The sequence below is a fragment of the Pseudomonas sp. CFBP13509 genome, from assembly GCF_005233485.1.
Classification (GTDB): domain Bacteria; phylum Pseudomonadota; class Gammaproteobacteria; order Pseudomonadales; family Pseudomonadaceae; genus Aquipseudomonas; species Aquipseudomonas marginalis.
Window position 1 is genome coordinate 1 of record NZ_QGAA01000038.1, and the last position, 17783, is coordinate 17783.

The following is a 17783-nucleotide window of genomic DNA, read 5'->3' on the forward strand; positions in this document are numbered from 1 at the left end:
AAGCTTGCGCAGGCTCACCCAATAACCCATTCGAGAGTGCACCTCCACACCCCACGTGATCTGAGGACTACTCGTAACCTGTGGTGAGCAGGCTTGCCCCGCGTTGGGCTGCGCAGCAGACCCAAAACCAGGCGCTGCGGTTTACCTGACAGAACACAGGCATCCTGATTGGGGCTGCTTCGCAGCCCAGCGCGGGGCAAGCCCGCTCACCACAGCAAGCAGGCTGGCCACAAAACCGCATCATGCCGCCTTGCGCAGGCTCACCCAATAACGGGTCCGAGATTGCATCTCCAACCCCAGGGTCGAGGCCAGCAGGCTGAGGATGCGGTCGGTGTCATCCAGGCGAAAACTGCCGGTCACCCGCAGCGTTTCCAGGCTGGGATCCCAACGCAATACGCCCGGACGATAGCGTTCCAGCTCGCGCAGAAAATCCCCCAGCAACTGGTTCTGTGCGGTCAACACGCCGTCGCGCCAGCCTAATTGCAGCACATCGAAGGGCACTGAGGCGCCAAGCCCGGCGGCTTTCAACGGCGCTTGCTGGCCCCCCTGCAATGTCGTCAGGTTTGCGCGCAAATCACGCACCTGCACCGTGCCCTTGAGCACCGACACCAGGCAGCCGGAAGGCAGTTGCCGCACGCACACCTCGGCCTGGCTGACGAGCAATTGGCCGTAGCGGGTTTGCACCGTCATCGCCGCCTTACCCGGAACGTTCAGCGCCAGCTCACCGTCGACCAGGGTGATGCGCCGTTGTGCCAGGTCCACGTCTACGGCTGTAGCGGTATTGAGTTGCAGGCTGCCCCCTTCGGCCAACGGCAGGCGTTTGCGTTCGCCGGTAGCGGTGTGCAAATCGGCACGCCAGGCTTCGATGGGCAACTGGCGGCTGATCAGCCAGGCCGCCGGCACCAGCGCCGCCACCCCCAGGGCGCGCTTGAGCACGGCACGTCGCCCCGGTTGCGGGCGGTCGAGACTGGCCATGGCGAGCGCCTGGGGCAAATCGCTGAAACGCTGGCGCAGGGTTTGGGCTCTTTGCCAGGTCTGTTCATGCTGGGGATGGCTGTCGCGCCAGTGCTGCAAGGCGGCGTGATCACGCTCGGTGGCCGCGCCGGATTCGAGCAGCGCCAGCCACTGGGCGGCGGCGCGCGCGACGTCGCGGCTCACAGCTCCACCAGCAGGCAATGCTCGTAGGCCTGGGCCATGTAGCGCTTCACCGTACGTTCGGACACGTCAAGGCGCTCGGCAATCTCGCGGTAACCCAGGCCTTCCAGCTGGCTCCATAGAAACGCACGGCGCACCAGCACGGGCAAGCCGTCGAGCAATTCATCCAGGGCTTGCAGGGTTTCCAGCACCAGCCAGCGCTGTTCGGGCGACGGCACACAGGTGTCGGGCAAGGTAGCCAGGGCATTCAGATACGCCTGTTCGAGGCTGCGGCGCTGATGGAAATTCACCAGCAGGCGCTTGCCCACTGTCACCAGGTACGCCCGGGGTTCCTGCATCTGCGCAATCGGCTGCGCACTGGCAAGCACCCGCAGGAACGTATCCTGGCTCAGGTCGGCCGCATCCCAGGCATTGCCCAGGCGTCGCCGCAGCCAGCTTTCCAGCCAACTGCGATGGTCACGGTACAAGCTCGATAGCGTCAGTTCAGGAGCGTGCGTGGGGACAACAGCATCATTCATGGCAACAACCTGCACGGCGCGATTGAGTCTCAAATGAGATTCATTCTATTTAATATCGTGCCGGGACACCATGATCTTTTCAACTTCGCGTTTATACGGACGCCTCGGCATCAAACACGTGCCCACGCCCCACGACACTGCCTGGCACCAACAGCGCCCCAGGCGCCAGCACCGCGTTAGCGCCGATCCGACATTGATCCCCCAGCAACGCGCCAAACTTGTCGCAGCCGCTGCGCTGCAATACCCCGTCAACCCGTACCAGCACTTCCTTGTCGTCCCGCTCGTTGCGGTAGTTGGCGACGATACTTCCCGCCTCGAGGTTGACCCCATGGCCCAGCACTGAATCACCGACAAAGTTGAAGTGGGCCAGCTTGCTGCCACTGAACATGAAGGTGGTTTTCAGTTCGGCGCCGGGGCCGATGATGCAGTGCTCATCCACCCAGCAACCACCCCGCAGCAGCGAGCCGCTGGCGATAAAGCAATGGGCGCCGATGATCAGGGGCGGCTTGAGCAAGGCACCGGGTTCGACGATGGCGGTACGGTGGATGGCGACTTCGTCCTTCACGCTGTACTCGTCGGCCGGCAGTTCGGCGAGCATCTGGCGAACAACGGCCGGCGCCTGGGCGACCAGGGCCCAGGGCGCCAGGCCGGCCCACGGGGCCAGGGGGGATTGAGCAAGGTTGGCGATGTAGTCGGTGAGTCGAATCAAGGTCGAGCCCTCACGTGGTCAGAGACAGTCAAGAAAACCCACATTGGCGATCATTCGACCTCGAGTACAGGACTTCCAGGCCCTCGCCTCTCACAGACCGCGCTTGCGCAGCCACTGCAAAAAGCCCTTCTTCACCGGCACCACCGGCGCGTCCTGGGTCAGGACCTGGGCGGCATGCAGGCGGAATTCCAAGAGTGCCTTCATCGCCTCGCTAATGTCGCGGCGCGCGTCCAGGCACGGTTTCAGGTATTCGTTCTCGATGCGGTACAGCGTGCAGAACGTCTTGGCGGAAAAGTCCGCCAGCACGGCCTGGTCGGACAGGATCCCGGCCTCGCCAATCACTTCTCCCGGCCCCATGCGCCCGGCTTCGAATACATGGCCGCCCTTGGTCAACATCACCGAGACCACGCCGGACTCGACGATAAACAAATGATCACTGACCTCCCCCGCCGGCAGGATCATCTCGCCGGCGCGGTAGGTGTGCAGGGTCATGTTCTGGCTGAAGGTGTCTTTCTCTTCCTGGCGCAGGGTGGAGAAAATCGATGAACGCTCCAGCAACGCCCGCGCGGCGGACATGGCCGGCGGCGCGCTGCTTTCGGTGGCGGACAGCACAGCCACGCCCGCCGCTTGCAGGTGCCGGAACGCCAGGTCATAGAGCTGGTTGCGCACCTCGCGCTTGAGGGCCATGGCTGGCACGAAGCCGCTGATTTCATACTCCACGCCGCCACTGGCAGAGGTCTTGAACGCCACGCTCGGCGCCGGCTTGGCCAACAGTGGCCGACACCCCTGCATCGCACGCTCCAGCGCCTCGATCACGGTTTGCGGGCGCGCATGGGGGCTGACCTGCAGGCTGACCGCCAGGCCGAACATATCCGCCGGGCGCGAAAAGTTGATGATCTTGGCCTTGGCCGCCAGGGAGTTGGGAATCACCGCCAGGCTGCCCTGGGAGGTTTGCAGGCGCGTGGCACGCCAGTCGATGTCGGTGACCCGCCCTTCGGTACCGTCGATGGAGATCCAGTCGTCGATCTGATAAGGCTTGGTGGTGTTGAGCACGATCCCGGAAAACACATCGCTCAGGGTACTTTGCAACGCCAGGCCGACGATGATCGCCACCGCACCGGAGGTGGCCAGCACTCCCTTGACCGGCAGGTCGAGCACGTAGGCCATGGCGGCGATGATCGCGATGAGGAAAATCACCGCGCCCATCAAGTCCTGCAACAACCGCCCGGTGTGGCCCACCCGCTGCATCATCACCGCGCCCAGCAACACCGTCAGCGTGCGCGCCGCAAACAGCCACCAGCCGATCTGCAAGGCCGTGGCGGCCAGGTGCAAGGCGGTACTGTCGGCATAGGGCGCAAGTTGCATGGGGTTCATGCCGTCGTTGAACAGCACGGCACTGAACACGGCAAAAATCGCCAACCGCGCAGCCAGCTTCCAATTGGCCAGGTCGGCAGAGATCAGGCGCCACACGGCGATGTCGATAAAGATCAGCGCCACGGCGCACAACATCGGGTGATCAGCGATAAATGAGGGCATCCAGGCGACTCCAGGGCGAATGACGGGAAGATCGCATGAAATGGGGGTTGCGCAAACAAAATGTATTGCTGCGCAACGGTGGTGAACGGGCTTGTTGTGGTGAGCGGGCTTGCCCCGCGCTGGGGCGCGAAGCGGCCCTGAAACCATCTGCCTCGGAACGTCTGGAAAACCGCGTCGAGTTTATTGGGGCTGCTGCGCAGCCCAGCGCGGGGCAAGCCCGCTCACCACAACAAGTCGGCTTGCCACCACCACTCAACTCACCCCTGAAAACCTGCATCCACAGGTTTTCAGGTGATCCGTCAGGCCTGCATCCGCCCAAACTTACCCGATTGGAAATCCGCAAACGCCTGGTGAATCTCCTGCTCGGTATTCATCACAAACGGTCCATGCCCAACGATAGGCTCGTCAATCGGTTCGCCGCTGAGCAGCAGGACCTTGGCGTCGTCGTTGGCCTCCAGGATGAGTTGGCGGCCATCGCGGTCGAACAACGCCAGTTGGCCTTGGCGTGCGACGTCTTCGCCATTGACCAGCACCGTGCCGCGCAGGATCACCAGGGCAGTGTTGCGCCCGGCGTGCAGGTCGAGGGTGACGGGCTTGCCGGCGTTGAGGCGCAGGTCCCACACATCGATCGGCGTGAAGGTGCGCGCCGGTCCCTGGGTGCCGGCGAATTCACCGGCGATCAGGCGCAGGTGGCCGGCGTCGTTGGCCAGGGGCAGCACGGGGATATCGCCGTCGACGATGGTCTGGTAGCCCGCGTCGGCCATTTTGTCCTTGGCGGGCAGGTTGACCCACAGTTGCACCATCTCCAACGCACCGCCGCTGCGGGCGAAGGCGGCGGAGTGGAACTCCTCGTGGAGGATGCCCTTGGCGGCGGTCATCCATTGCACATCGCCCGGGCCGATTTTGCCGCCGGCGCCGGTGGAATCGCGGTGTTCGACTTCGCCATCGTAGACGATGGTCACGGTTTCAAAACCGCGATGGGGGTGCTGGCCGACGCCGCGACGCTGGTCTGTCGGGTTGAAATCGGCCGGCCCGGCGTGGTCCAGGAGCAGGAATGGGCTGATGTGCTTGCCCATCGAGTCGTAGGAAAACAGCGTACGCACGGGAAAGCCGTCGCCGACCCAATGGGCGCGAGGGCTGGTGTAGATGCCGATGAGTTTTTTCATGGTAGTCCTCCAAAGTGCATACACCTTAAAACTCGCAGCAATTCGGCGCTAGACGGTAAAAATAACCTTGATCGTCCTACCGGCAGGACGATCTACGACTGCAGCCTCACAAAAACAGCGTTAATGATAATGACTCGTAGTAATATCCGCCCTCTCCCGCTCAACCCTCGAGGGCTGCAATGCCGTTTGCCCCTGCGCCTGCCGCACCGCGCGTACTGGTGGTGGATGACCACCGCAAGATTCGTGAACCCTTGGCCACGTACCTGCGACGTTACACCTTTGAGGTGCGCACCGCTGAAGACGCGGCCGGCATGTGGCAATTGCTCAAGACCCAGGCGTTCGATGTGGTGGTGCTCGACGTGCTGCTGCCGGATGGCGATGGCTTTGAGTTGTGCAACCAGTTGCATCGGCGCAGCAACACCCCGGTGATCCTGCTGACCGCCCGCGACACTGCCGCCGACCGCATACGCGGCCTGGACCTGGGTGCCGACGATTACGTCACCAAGCCGTTCGAGCCCCGGGAGCTGGTGGCGCGTATCAACAGCGTGCTGCGCCGTCAGGGCCGCGCGACCGGCCCCACCGCGCCCGGCACTGGCGCACGGGCCTATGAGTTTGCCGGCTGGCACTTCAGTGTGACCAGTGCCACCTTGCGCCGCGACGGCAGCCCGGCCATCCAGCTCAGCACTGCCGAAAGCCGGCTGTTGCAAGTGTTCCTCGCCCACCCCAACACCCTGTTGCCCCGCGAACGCTTGATCGACCTCACCGCCGCCGCCGACAGCGATGTCAGCGACCGCGCCATCGACCGGCAAGTCAGCCGCCTGCGCCGCAAGCTGGCCCAGGGCGATGCCACCCCGGAACTGTTACGCACCATCTGGGGCGGCGGTTATCTATTGGCCGCCGAGGTCAGCGAATGCACGCCCTGAACCGGCTGTGGCCGCGGACCCTGGCACGGCAGTTGAGCCTGTTGTTGCTGCTGGCACTGCTGGCGTCGAACGCCATTGCGATGTTGTTTCTGCAGCGCACCGGCAGCCTGATCCACCCGCTGTCGCGCAGTTTCAGCCTGGAACGCCTGGGGATTGCCCATCACACGGCAATCGACCTGACCTCGAGTGAAACCGCGCACCTGCTGGCCGGCATGAGCACCGACGACACGCGCTTCTGGATCGGCCCCACGCCGGAGGTGGCGCCGTTTGCGCAACGCCCGGAAGAACAGCGCCTGGCCAACGAGCTGCGCCACCAATTACAGCTGGATAACAGCGCCGCCATCGGCATGCAGTTGGAACGCATCAGCGGCGCCGACGCCCGCACCCATGTGTTCAGCCCCGCCGGCTGGGCGCCGTTGCGCCTGCGCAGCAGCGTGCCGCTGCCCAACGGTACCTACCTGAATGCCGTGCAATACCCCGCCGGCGCCTATGAATGGGGTCGCGTCCTGGCCTACAGCCTGCCGGTGACGACCCTGCCGGTGCTGCTGATCGTGATGTTTTTCATTGCCCGCGTGGTGCGCCCGATCAAGACCCTGGCCAAGGCCACCGAGCGCGTCAGCCGCGGTGAATGGATCGCCCCGCTGCCGGAAACCGGCCCACAGGAAGCCCGCGACCTCACTGCCGCCTTCAACACCATGCAGGCCAACCTCGCACGGCATGTCGAAGGCCGCACGCGGATGCTCGCAGCGGTCAGCCATGACTTGAATACGCCGATCACAGAACTGCGCCTGCAAGTGGAATTGCTGGAGCCCGGCGCAGCCCGCGATGACATGCTCGAAAGCCTCGCGGAATTGAGTGCCATGGTGCGTGAAACCCTGAATTTCGTGCGCGATGACACGGTGCAGGAACCTACCGCTACGACTTCATTGAACGACCTGCTGGATGACCTGGCCAAGCGTTACCAACGCCTTCAGCAGCCCGTCACCTGGGCCGGCGCACCGCCCTTGCTGCTGACCTGCCGCCCGCTGGCGCTCAAACGTGCACTGACCAACCTGATTGACAACGCCCTGCGCCATGCCGGCGATGCCGACCTGAGCCTGGTTCGCGAGGACAACGGCTGGCTGCGCATCGAGATTCTCGACCACGGCCAAGGTCTACCCGAGGCGTGGTTGAGCAAAGTCTTCGAGCCCTTCGTACAACGGGGTGTCAGTGACGGCGGCGTGGGGCTGGGCCTGGCGATTGCACGGTCGTGCATCCAGGCCCATGGCGGTGAACTGGTCTTGGAGAATCGCCCACCGGCCGGCCTGTGCGCGGTGGTGCGATTGCCCACCGCGCTCTAGAAGTTGAGCGTGGCGCCCATCCACAGGGTGCGGCCGTAGTTCACCGTGCCATAGGTTTCATCGTCCAGGCGCTTGTCGGTGAGGTTGTTCAGGGAGGCGTTGAGGGTCAACGAATCGCTCACGTCATAGGAGCCGCCCAGGTCGGCGGTGGTGTAGCCCGGCGCCGGTTCGTCGGTGGTGATGGTGTTGCCGGTTTCCTCGCCGTAGTAGCTCAGCGAAGCCCAGGCCTGGGTGCGATCGTTAATGGTCCACTCGGTACGCACATTGGCTTTTTGCTCAGGGGTGAGGGCCAGGGGCGCGCCTTTGTTGGCGCCGCTTTTCTGCTCGGAGTCAGTGTAGGTGTAGTTGGCTTTGAGCAGCACGCTGGGGTTGATGTCCCATTGGCCGTTGAGCTCAACGCCCTGGATGATCGCCTTGTCGACGTTGACCCGCTCCATGATGGTGTAGCCGTTCCAGCGCCGGTCGGTGGTGACGGTGGAAAGCTTGTCCTGGAAGTCGTTGTAGAACAGCGTCACGCCGCCGGACAGGTTGTCGCGGTTGCTCCACAGCGCCGAGACTTCATAGTTGGTGCTGGTCTCGGGCTTGAGGTCCGGGTTGCCGAACATCACGAAGCGGTTGCGGCGCAGGTAGGCGTAATCCTCGACGACCGCACGCAGCTCGGGGGCCTTAAAGCCACGTGCAACACCGCCCTTGAACGTCCACTGCTCGGTGGCGCGCCACACCCCGTAGACCCGCGGGCTGAGGTGGGCGCCGTACTCTTCGTGCTCATCCAGGCGCAGGCCGGTGGTCAGGGCGAAGCTGTCGGTCATCGACCACTCGTTTTCCGCGAACAGGGCTTTTTGCACCACCGAGAATTTATAGTCGACGCGGTCACCGAGGCCCTGGTTCCAGTCGGTGAGCTCGCTTTTATTCCATTGCACGCCCACGGTGCTGACGTTATGGGCGGTGGGCACCACCAGCTTGGCGTCAAACACGCTGTTCTTGATCTCGGGTTTGCGCCCGTAGATGTCAGTCTGCGCCGGTGTCGCCTTGCCTTCACGGCTGGAGGTTTCCTGGGACAAGGCAATGTCCGAGGTGGCCCAGCCCCAGCGGCCCTGGTGGGACAGCGACCAGTGATCGCGGTTGTTTTCCTGTTCGCGGGTGGCCCAGTTGGCGCTCATGCCGTCGCCATTCTTCAAGCGCGTGGCGCCAGCTTCCAGCAGGATGTCGTGGTCGATAGTGGGGGTGAAGGCCAGGCGCGCGGTGAGGTCGCGGTGGTCAGCCTTGCTGAAGCCATTGGTTTGCTCGATGTCGTCATCGGCCTGGCGATCCAGGTAGCGGCCCCACACCTGCAAACCGAGGAAATCTTCCTTGAGCGGACCACTGAGGTAGAACTGGGTCTGGCGTGCATTACCCTGGTCGCTGTGCTGACGCGCCGAGTAGTCATACCCGATGGAGCCGCCCCAGGTCGGTGAGACCTTGCGCGTAATCACGTTGATCACCCCGCCGATGGCATCCGAGCCGTACAGTGACGACATCGGCCCGCGCACCACTTCAATCCGCTCGATGGCCGCGGCGGGTGGCACAAAGCTCTGTTCGTAGCCACTGTTGCCGTTGACCCGCGATTCCCGCGCACTCTGGCGCTTGCCGTCGACCATGATCAGGGTGTAGTCGGCCGGCATGCCCCGGATGGAGATGTCGGTTTCATTCGCACCGCCGTTGACGGTCACGCCTTCCACATCTTTAACCGCGTCGCCGAGGTCGCGGTAGGACTTGCGACGCAGCGCCTCGCCATCGATCACGGTGACCGAGGCCGGTGCGTCTTCCGCACTTTGCGCAAAACCGGATGCAGTCACCACTACATCATTGAGTTCCAGTGCAACAGGCTCATCGGCGTGGGCATGAAGACTGGCGGCAACCAGCAGGGCCAGGGGCGAGAAACGAAAAGCAGGCAGCATGGGCGAAGACCTTCGGATTAGACTCAAAAGAGAATCGTAATCATCCAGCCCCGAATAACTTGGACAAAGTATGACAGCTCAAGCCGCCGCGACCTCTGCGGTACGGCGCTCACGCAACAGATGGAAGGCCACGAAAGCCGTCACGGCAAAACACGCCTGGATCACGATCATCGGTGTTGCACTGCCGTCGCGCAGATGGCTCAGTAACAGGCCGCTGCAGGTCGCGCCGAACATCTGCGCAAAGCCCATCAAGCCCGCCGCCAAACCGGCACGGTGAGCGTTGGGCATGACCCCTCCGGTCACAGACCCGGGCAATACCAGGCCGCCGCCGAGGGTCGCCAGCGCAATGGGAATATCCAGGCCCAGCACCGACAGGCCAAACAACGCATAAATCACCAGTGCGGCAATACCGCCCATGGCTACCAGCGTCGCGCCCATCGCCACAATCCGTTGCGGCCCCAGGCGCTGGATGTTGCGTCGGGTGTAGGTGGAACCGATGATCAGCATCGACACGATCAGGCCAAAATTGATGCCGTACTCCAGGCTGCTCAAGCCCAACAGATTGATATACACCGCCGAGGAACCGGCGATCACCGCGAACATGGCGCCATAGGTACACGCCAGCGCCACGGCGAACGCGCGGTACTGGCGGCCCTTGAGCAGGTCCAGGTATTGCCCGCCGAGGGTGCGCCAGTGGCCGGCCTTGGGGTCGAGGAAGTGGTTGCTCTCGCGAAAGAACAGCAGCGCCAGCAGCAGCACCCCACTGCCAATCACCAGTGCCAGCAGGATCGGCGCACGCCAGCCCAGCAGCTTGATCAGCAGGCCGCCGACCATCGGTGCGACGACGATGGCGTACAGCATGCCGATCATGGTCAGCGCCAGCGCCGGCCCCGCCTCGGCCTTCCACACGTCACGCACCACGGTACGCGCCAGTACCAGCGCAGCGCAGGCGCCGAGGCCTTGCACGACGCGAGCGGCGATAAATTGCTGGATGTCATTGACCAGCAGCATCGACACGGTCGCCAGCACATACAGCAACAGCCCGCCGAGCAGCACCGGACGGCGGCCGATGCGGTCCGACAGCGGGCCGAACAGCAGTTGCCCCAGGCCAAAGGCGGCCACGAACGCCGACAGGGCCATCAGTGCCGACCCCGGTGGCGCCAACAGGGCGTGCTCGATCAGACCCAAGCCTGGAATGATCAATTGGGTCGAGACTTCACCCAGCGCCGTCAAGGCCACCAGTAAAAACAACAAGCTTCGCGATGGGGCCGGGGCGTTTGACATGGGGATTATCCGGGGCTGGTTTTATTTATATTTCGACCATAATATGCGTAAAAAATTATGTCCATAATTTTTTGCCCAATGGTAATCCCCGGAGCCCGACATGATCCCTCTCCCCTCGCGTCTTCTCACGCCCCTGGCCCTGTTGATCATCCTCAGCGGCTGCAACAGCCAGGCCGACACCGCCGCCCAAGCGCCGCAACCGCGTCCGGTACTCGCCGCCAAGGTCGAAGCCGCCGGCACTCAGCAAAGCGCCTATACCGGCGTGGTGGCTGCGCGTACGGAAAGCGACCTGGGCTTCCGGGTCAGCGGCAAGGTCATCGAACGCAAGGTCGACCCCGGCCAGCACGTTTCCCGTGGCGACACCCTGCTGGTGCTCGACATCGGCGACTTCGAGCTGGCCCTGCGTTCGGCGAAAAACCGCGTCAACGCCGCCCAGGCACAACTGCGTCAGCGCCGTGACGATGAAAACCGCTACCAGCGCCTGGCCAGTACCGGTGCCGTGTCACGACAGATCTTCGACCAGTCGGCGACTAACTTGCGCGTGGCCGAGGCCGAGTTGGCCGCGGCGCAATCCGACGCCAGTCAGATCGAGAACCGCCGCACTTATTCGGTGCTCAAGGCCGATGGCGACGGCATCATCACCGACGTGCGGGTGGACCGCGGCCAAGTGGTCGCCGAAGGGCAAATCGTCGCGCGCCTGGCCCATGACGGTGCCCGCGAAGCCATCGTCAACCTGCCGGAAAACCAGCGCGACCAGGCCGCGCAAAAAGCCCTGGCCTTCCCCTTCGGCGCCCCGGACCAGGCGGTGACGGCGACCTTGCGCGAACTGTCGGCCAGCGCCGATCCCACCACCCGCACCTACCGCGCCCGTTATGTGCTGCACGGTAACGTCGAGCGCTTCGCCCTCGGCTCGACCATCACCGTGCGCCTGCAAGGCGACGGCCAGGCACAACAAACCCGAGTACCGATCGGCGCCTTGCACGATGCAGGGCAAGGCACCGGTGTGTGGCTGATCGGCGCGGATGACAAGGTCAGCTTCGCCCAGGTCTCGGTCGCCAGCCTTGGCCAGGAAGACGCCCTGCTCGACAGCGGCGTGAACCCCGGCCAGGTCGTCGTCGCCCTCGGTGCGCACCTGTTGCACGGCGGCGACGCGGTGCGCCTGTTGCCCGCCCAGGTGCTGGCCCTCAACCGCAAACAGGACCAATGAGCATGCGCGGCATCAACCTCTCGGAACTGGCGGTCAAGCACCGCGCAGTCACGCTGTTTTTGATCATTGCGATCCTCGCCGCCGGGATCTTCTCGTTCGGCAAACTGGGACGCGCCGAAGACCCCTCGTTTACCGTCAAGGTCATGACCATTACCGCCGCCTGGCCCGGCGCCACTGCCCAGGAGATGCAGGAGCAGGTGGCCGACCGCCTGGAGAAGCGCCTGCAGGAACTGGACTACTACGACCGCGTCGAGACCATCGCCCAGCCAGGCTTTGTGTCGATGCGCATGACCTACAAGGAGTCCACGCGCCCCAGCGAAATCCAGGAGCTGTTCTACCAGACGCGCAAAAAACTCAGCGATGAAGCCGCGAGGCTGCCCAGTGGGGTGATCGGGCCGTTCTTCAACGATGAATATTCCGATGTGTACTTCGCCCTGTACGCCCTGGAGGCCGAGCACTTGCCCCATCGGCAACAGGTGCAGATGGCCGAGGAGTTGCGCCAGGGCCTGCTCAACCTGCCGGGGGTGAAGAAGGTCAATATCCTCGGCGAGCAGGCCCAGCGGATTTTTGTCGAGTTCTCCTATGAGCGCCTGGCGACCCTGGGGATCAAGCCGGAGCAGATCTTCGCTGCCCTCGCCGCGCAGAACGCCGTGGCCCCGTCAGGTTTTGTCGAAACCGCAGGCGCCCGCGCCTATATCCGTGTGGACGGCGCGTTCGACAGCCTGTCGCTGATCGAAAACGTACCCCTGGAAGTCAACGGTCGCGTGCTGCGCATTGCTGATGTGGCCAGCGTCAGCCGCGGTTATGAAGACCCGCCGAGCTACCGCATCCGCCACCAGGGCGACCCGGCACTGATGCTCGGCGTGATCATGGAAAAACACTGGAACGGTCTGGAACTGGACAAAAGCCTCAAGGCCGAGGAAGCCCGGATCCAGGCGGACCTGCCGTTGGGTGTGAACTTCGCCAAAGTCTCCGACCAGGCGAAAAACATCAGCCTGGCGGTGAATGAATTCATGCTCAAATTCTTCGTCGCCCTGGCGGTGGTGATGCTCATCAGCCTGTTGGCGTTGGGCTTTCGCGTCGGCCTGGTGGTGGCGGCTGCGGTGCCGCTGACCTTGTCGGTGGTGTTTGTGATCATGCTGCTCACCGGCCGTGAGTTCGACCGCATTACCCTGGGCGCACTGATCATTTCCCTGGGCCTGCTGGTGGATGACGCAATCATCGCCATTGAAATGATGGTGGTGAAGCTGGAGGAAGGTTTTGACCGGATTCATGCGGCCACCTTCGCCTGGAGCTCCACGGCGGCGCCGATGCTCACCGGTACGCTGGTGACGATCATCGGCTTTCTGCCGGTGGGGTTTGCACGGTCCGGCGCGGGGGAATACGCCGGCAATATCTTCTGGATCGTCGGCTTTGCGCTGATCTCGTCCTGGCTGGTGGCGGTGGTGTTCACGCCGTACCTGGGTGTGAAGTTGCTGCCGCAGATCAAACCGGTGCCCGGTGGCCACGACGCGATTTACGCCGGGCGCTATTACCAGAAACTGCGTGATTTGGTCGAAGCCTGCGTACGCAGGCGTTGGCTGGTGACCGGGTTGGTGATCGCTGCCTTTGTACTGTGCGTACTGAGCATGGCCGTGGTGAAGAAACAGTTCTTCCCCAACTCCGACCGTTCCGAGCTGATTCTTGAGGTGTATATGCCGCCCGGCAGTGCCTTCAAGAGCACCGAGGCGGTGGCGGCGCAGTTGGAAAAGGCGCTGCTGCAAGAGCCGCAGACCAGCATGGTCGACACCTATGTGGGCGGTGGTGCACCGCGTTTCTTCCTGTCGCTGAACCCCGAAATGCCGGACCCGGCGTTTGCCAAGCTGATCGTGCAGACGCCGGACTCCCACGCCCGTGACGCCTTGAAGCTGCGCATGCGTGAGCGAATTGCGGCCGGTGAGTTTCCGGCGGCGCGGGTGCGGGTCACCCAGTTGCTGTTCGGCCCGCCGGTGCCCTTCCCCGTGGTGTTCCGTGTGTCCGGCCCGAATGTGGAGGTGCTGCGCGGCGTGTCCGAGGACGTGCGCAAGGTCGTTGCCGCCAACGCGCTGACCAAGGACGCCTTTCTCGATTGGGGCGAGCGCACCAGCGGTTATCGCCTGGTGCTGGATCAAGACCGCCTGCGCCTGCTCGGCTTTACCCCCAACGAGGTCAAATCCCAGCTCAACGCCTTGCTCAGCGGCAACCCGATCACCGAAGTGCGTGAGGGCAACCGCACCGTGTCCGTGGTCGCCCGCGCCCAGGGCAACCAGCGCGAGAACCTCGGCAACCTCAACAACATGACCCTGACCAACAGCGCCGGCACGTCGGTGCCCCTGGCCCAGGTCGGGCAGTTCCAGGCGGTGATGGAAGAGCCGATCCTCAAGCGCCGCAACCGCGCGAGCACCGTGGAAGTGCGTGCCGACATCATCGACGGCGTGCAACCGCCCGACGTGGAAATGGCCGTGTACAAAGACCTGCAACCGCTGATCGCCCGGCTGCCGGCCGGTTACCGGATCGACATCGGCGGCCCGGTGGAAGAAAGCGCCAAGGCCAACGTTGCGCTGGCGGCGCTGTTCCCGATCATGATCCTGCTGACCCTCACGGTGATCATGTTCCAGGTGCGTTCCTTCGGCGTGATGTTCATGGTCTTCGCCACCGCGCCGCTGGGCTTGATTGGCGCGGTGCCGACCTTGCTGCTGTTCAACCAGCCGTTCGGGTTCAACGCGATCCTGGGCTTGATCGGGATCGGCGGGATCCTGATGCGCAACACGTTGATCTTTACCGACCAGATCCGCCAGAACCAGGAGCATGGCATGGCGATCCACGCGGCGATTGTCGAGGCCACGGTGCGGCGCGCGCGGCCGGTGATATTGACCGCGCTGGCGGCGGCGCTGGCGTTTATTCCGCTGACGTTGTCGGTGTTCTGGTCGTCCCTGGCATTCGTGCTGATTGGCGGGGTGGTGGTGGGCACGGTGTTGACGCTGTTGTTTCTGCCGGCGCTGTGCAGCCTGGTGCTGGGGCGGGAGAAGACAAAAATTGTCGAAACGCCCCACGTAAGCGCCGGATAAGCGCTACTCCCCTGCCCTGAAAACCGCTGCAAAGTCCCTCGCCTGAATACACAGTGCGAGGGATTGCAGATGGTGGTTTTCGTTAAAGCCCCGGTTGAAGGGGCTGTTTCATGATCGAGGTGACCCGCCAAGCCATTGGCTACCTGGTGCTGGCCGCCATGGATTCAAAGACGCGGGACGTCGAATCCGTTCTCAGCGACTTCGGGCGCTGCCTCAATACCTACGAGACCTGGGCGGAAAGCTTCTTTAGCTTTTCGGCCCTGGATATCGAACAGGTCTTCAAGGTCGGGGATGAAGTGGCGCTCGTCGCGCCGATCAACCGCGCCATCCTTCCCAGCAGCACGACCGCAATGTGCCAGGCAAACGGCACGTTGACCCTGGTGCATATGTTCCAGAGCGCTCGGTTCGTGCCCATTGGCAATACGCCCGTGATGGTGCAACGCATCGATCCAGAGGGCGGCCCCCTGGGCGAGCCGATCCACAAGACCATCGGCCCCAGCGGCATCCTCGAAATCACCGAGTGTGATCGCAACCAGCAGTACCGGGTCAGCTTCTACCCCAACGTCTCCAAAGACCATTTCAAGGCGCTGTATGCCTCTTATCAGTCGGTTATCGCCCCGCTGGACAGTTGGTTGCGCAGTGAATGGGAGACCACCTTCGAACCGTTGTGGAAGGGTTACTCCGAAGCCAGCTTCCCCAAGCGCTACCTCGCCCTGCATCAAGCCTATGCCCGCGGCTTCGGCGAAGCGCTTTATTCACTCTGGGACACTGTCAAGCAGCTGTTTCAGTGGCTTGGCGACCCGCTGGCTTATGCCGAACAACTGTTGCACTACCTGTCAGCGGACGAACTTGAAAAGCTGCTGAGCCTCGGCGCCGACGCCCTCGCCAAGGGCTTGTTGGTGCTCAGCGACGAGCCGCTGCTGTTCATCTATCTGTCGGCAATGGTCAGCTGGATGCGTCTGTTGCCACCGCCCTATATGAACGAGTTGCTCGGGGAAATCAGCGCCGACGTATTGATCAACTTGTTGCTGTGTCTCGCCACTGCCGGGATGGGGATGGCGGTTCGAATAAGTACCAACGTGCTGGGCGGCATCAAGTCTCAACGTGCGCGCCGATGGTTGGAACGCATGGCTGGGCAGTTCGGAAAATCGCCCATGGATGAGCATGTCGAGCTCGCCAAACCGGTTCTGCTGGGTGGCCCTGCGACGTCGATCAAGACCATCCCGGTTGCGCCGTTGAAGGCGGGGGAGCATGTGGTTTCGAACCCGGTGCCGGCGGTTCGCAGGAAGACTCAGCAGACGGTGTTGGTCAGGCAGGAGCCTGTCGATGATGTGCCCGTTTCAGGGAAGAACCCGAACGGGGATGCGGCGGCCCCTTCGGATAAGACCGTCACCAACGGCTGCCCGGTGTCGATGGTGACCGGCGAGGAATTGCTCACTCTCACCGACGGCACGTTGGATGGAATCTTGCCGTTCGAGTGGACACGGTTATATCGCACCAGTGCGGTGGAAGTGGATGGCGGGTTGGGGTTTGGCTGGAGTCATTCGCTGGCGCATCGGCTTGCGGTGTCGGGCGATTCGGTGGTGTGGACGGACCATGAGAACCGCAGTACTTCGTTTCCGATGCCGACTGTTGCTCGGCCAGCAATCACCAATAGTTTGGCCGAAGCCGCGATCTATTTGGGCGCGTCGCCGGATGAACTGGTGCTGGCCCAGGCGTCGCGGTTTTATCACTTTCGCGACGGTGTGCTGGTCTCGATCAGCGACGCGTACGACAACCGGTTGCGGATTGCTCGGGATTTTCTGGGGCGTATCGAGCGGCTGGATAACGGTGCGGGGTGTGCGCTGTTCCTGCGCTATGCGTCGGGCCGCATCGTCGCGGTGGACTACCAGGTGCAGCGGGCCGAAGACCGTGGTCCGTATGTCTGGATTACTGAGCAGAGCATTGTTTCCTACGCCTATGACGACGCTGGCCGGCTGGTTTCGGCGACCAATGCGGTAGGTGAAAGCGAGGTTTATCGGTACGACGGTCAGCACGTGATTCTTGAGCGTGGACTGGCCGGTGGGGCGAGTTTCTTTTGGGAATGGGAACGGGCGGGCAAGGCTGCGCGATGTGTTCGGCATTGGGCCAGTTTTTCCCAGATGGATACGCGGTATGCCTGGGGGAACGACGGCCGTGTCACGCTGCACAACGCCGATGGCAGTCAGGAAGTGTATGTCCATGACGACCGGGCGCGGCTGATGCAGCGGATTGATCCGGATGGTGCACAGCACTTCAAATCCTACGATGACAAGGGCCGGCTGACGGTTGAGCAGAACCCGCTGGGCGCGGTGACGGCGTATCAGTATGACGAAGCCGGACGTTTGGTGGCGTTGTTTCCCGGGGATGATGAGCCAACAACCTACGAGCATGACAATGGCTTCGTACGGGTTGTAAGGCGGGGTCTGGCGGTCTGGAAGTACGAGCGTAACGACCAGGGCGACGTCATTCGTAAGATCGATCCCGACGGACATGTTACGGATTACAGCTACGACAAATACGGGCAACTGGTTGGGGTTTGGTACCCGGATCACAGTTGTCAGCGGCTGGTGTGGAATGAGCGGGGGCAACTGGTTGAGGAGCAGTTGCCCAACGGCGGGATCAAGCGGTATCGCTATGACGATCTTGGCCGGCAGCTTGCCCGCGAGGATGAGCATGGCGCGCTGACCCAGTATCAGTGGGACAGCGTGGGTCGCTTGGTTCGCGTCGTATTACCAGGCGGTGCATGTCGGGAATACAGCTACAACCCCTACGGCAAAATCACCGCCGAACGCGATGAGCTGGGGCATGTCACCCGCTACGAATACGCCGACGGGTTGCACCTGATCAGTCGGCGCATCAACGCTGATGGCACTCAGGTCAACTACCGCTACGACAACGTGC

The 17783-nt window shown here is 63.0% G+C and carries 12 protein-coding genes; 5 read left to right on the forward strand and 7 right to left on the reverse strand.

The window, feature by feature from the left end; translation table 11 throughout:
• Positions 1-240: 240 nt before the first annotated feature.
• The 5 genes from PspCFBP13509_RS30900 to PspCFBP13509_RS30925 all read right to left on the reverse strand — a co-directional run bounded on the left by PspCFBP13509_RS30900 (position 241) and on the right by PspCFBP13509_RS30925 (position 5084).
• The gene (locus PspCFBP13509_RS30900; protein ID WP_137213163.1) at positions 241-1158 is read right to left on the reverse strand and encodes a FecR domain-containing protein; all 918 of its coding nucleotides are present in this window, start codon (positions 1156-1158) and stop codon (positions 241-243) included.
• Entirely contained in the window at positions 1155-1673 is a 519-nt protein-coding gene (locus tag PspCFBP13509_RS30905) for a sigma-70 family RNA polymerase sigma factor (RefSeq protein WP_027607930.1), read from the reverse strand. The genes PspCFBP13509_RS30900 and PspCFBP13509_RS30905 overlap by 4 nt, the downstream gene beginning before the upstream one ends.
• Before the next feature lie 91 nt (positions 1674-1764).
• A complete protein-coding gene (locus PspCFBP13509_RS30910; protein ID WP_137213164.1) occupies positions 1765-2382 on the reverse strand; it encodes an LpxA family transferase in 618 nt (205 codons plus the stop codon).
• 90 nt (positions 2383-2472) lie between these two features.
• Positions 2473-3918 carry a mechanosensitive ion channel domain-containing protein gene (locus tag PspCFBP13509_RS30915; protein WP_065927776.1) on the reverse strand — a complete coding sequence of 482 codons (1446 nt, stop codon included), beginning with the start codon at positions 3916-3918 and terminating at the stop codon, positions 2473-2475.
• 299 nt (positions 3919-4217) lie between these two features.
• Positions 4218-5084, reverse strand: coding sequence for a pirin family protein (locus PspCFBP13509_RS30925; protein WP_065947522.1), 867 nt, complete (start codon positions 5082-5084; stop codon positions 4218-4220).
• Positions 5085-5263: 179 nt separating this feature from the next.
• On the opposite strand from PspCFBP13509_RS30925, the gene PspCFBP13509_RS30930 reads away from it, so the two are divergent.
• Positions 5264-6007 (forward strand): response regulator, encoded by a 744-nt coding sequence (locus PspCFBP13509_RS30930; RefSeq protein WP_065927778.1) that lies wholly within the window; start codon positions 5264-5266, stop codon positions 6005-6007.
• 20 nt (positions 6008-6027) lie between these two features.
• Positions 6028-7347, forward strand: coding sequence for an ATP-binding protein (locus PspCFBP13509_RS30935; protein ID WP_161985745.1), 1320 nt, complete (start codon positions 6028-6030; stop codon positions 7345-7347).
• Here the strand turns inward: PspCFBP13509_RS30935 and PspCFBP13509_RS30940 are convergent.
• Both PspCFBP13509_RS30940 and PspCFBP13509_RS30945 read right to left on the reverse strand, forming a co-directional pair.
• Positions 7344-9284, reverse strand: coding sequence for a TonB-dependent receptor domain-containing protein (locus PspCFBP13509_RS30940; RefSeq protein ID WP_065927779.1), 1941 nt, complete (start codon positions 9282-9284; stop codon positions 7344-7346). The genes PspCFBP13509_RS30935 and PspCFBP13509_RS30940 overlap by 4 nt on opposite strands.
• Positions 9285-9362: 78 nt before the next feature.
• The gene (locus tag PspCFBP13509_RS30945) at positions 9363-10568 is read right to left on the reverse strand and encodes a Bcr/CflA family efflux MFS transporter (RefSeq protein WP_137213166.1); all 1206 of its coding nucleotides are present in this window, start codon (positions 10566-10568) and stop codon (positions 9363-9365) included.
• A 100-nt stretch (positions 10569-10668) separates the two neighbouring features.
• Between PspCFBP13509_RS30945 and PspCFBP13509_RS30950 the strand changes: the two genes are divergently transcribed.
• The 3 genes from PspCFBP13509_RS30950 to PspCFBP13509_RS30960 all read left to right on the forward strand — a co-directional run.
• A complete protein-coding gene (locus PspCFBP13509_RS30950; RefSeq protein ID WP_137213167.1) occupies positions 10669-11775 on the forward strand; it encodes an efflux RND transporter periplasmic adaptor subunit in 1107 nt (368 codons plus the stop codon).
• 2 nt (positions 11776-11777) lie between these two features.
• Positions 11778-14861: an efflux RND transporter permease subunit gene (locus tag PspCFBP13509_RS30955; protein WP_137213168.1), complete on the forward strand. Its 3084-nt coding sequence runs from the start codon at positions 11778-11780 to the stop codon at positions 14859-14861.
• 110 nt (positions 14862-14971) lie between these two features.
• Positions 14972-17783: DUF6531 domain-containing protein (locus PspCFBP13509_RS30960; RefSeq protein ID WP_137213169.1), on the forward strand; the 2812-nt coding region annotated here is incomplete at its 3' end.

Coding starts and splice junctions, on each gene's coding strand:
- PspCFBP13509_RS30915 (WP_065927776.1), bottom strand. CDS start 3,918: ATGCCCTCATTTATCGCTGATCACCCGATGTTGTGCGCCGTGGCGCTG.
- PspCFBP13509_RS30955 (WP_137213168.1), top strand. CDS start 11,778: ATGCGCGGCATCAACCTCTCGGAACTGGCGGTCAAGCACCGCGCAGTC.
- PspCFBP13509_RS30925 (WP_065947522.1), bottom strand. CDS start 5,084: ATGAAAAAACTCATCGGCATCTACACCAGCCCTCGCGCCCATTGGGTC.
- PspCFBP13509_RS30945 (WP_137213166.1), bottom strand. CDS start 10,568: ATGTCAAACGCCCCGGCCCCATCGCGAAGCTTGTTGTTTTTACTGGTG.
- PspCFBP13509_RS30940 (WP_065927779.1), bottom strand. CDS start 9,284: ATGCTGCCTGCTTTTCGTTTCTCGCCCCTGGCCCTGCTGGTTGCCGCC.
- PspCFBP13509_RS30950 (WP_137213167.1), top strand. CDS start 10,669: ATGATCCCTCTCCCCTCGCGTCTTCTCACGCCCCTGGCCCTGTTGATC.
- PspCFBP13509_RS30930 (WP_065927778.1), top strand. CDS start 5,264: ATGCCGTTTGCCCCTGCGCCTGCCGCACCGCGCGTACTGGTGGTGGAT.
- PspCFBP13509_RS30905 (WP_027607930.1), bottom strand. CDS start 1,673: ATGAATGATGCTGTTGTCCCCACGCACGCTCCTGAACTGACGCTATCG.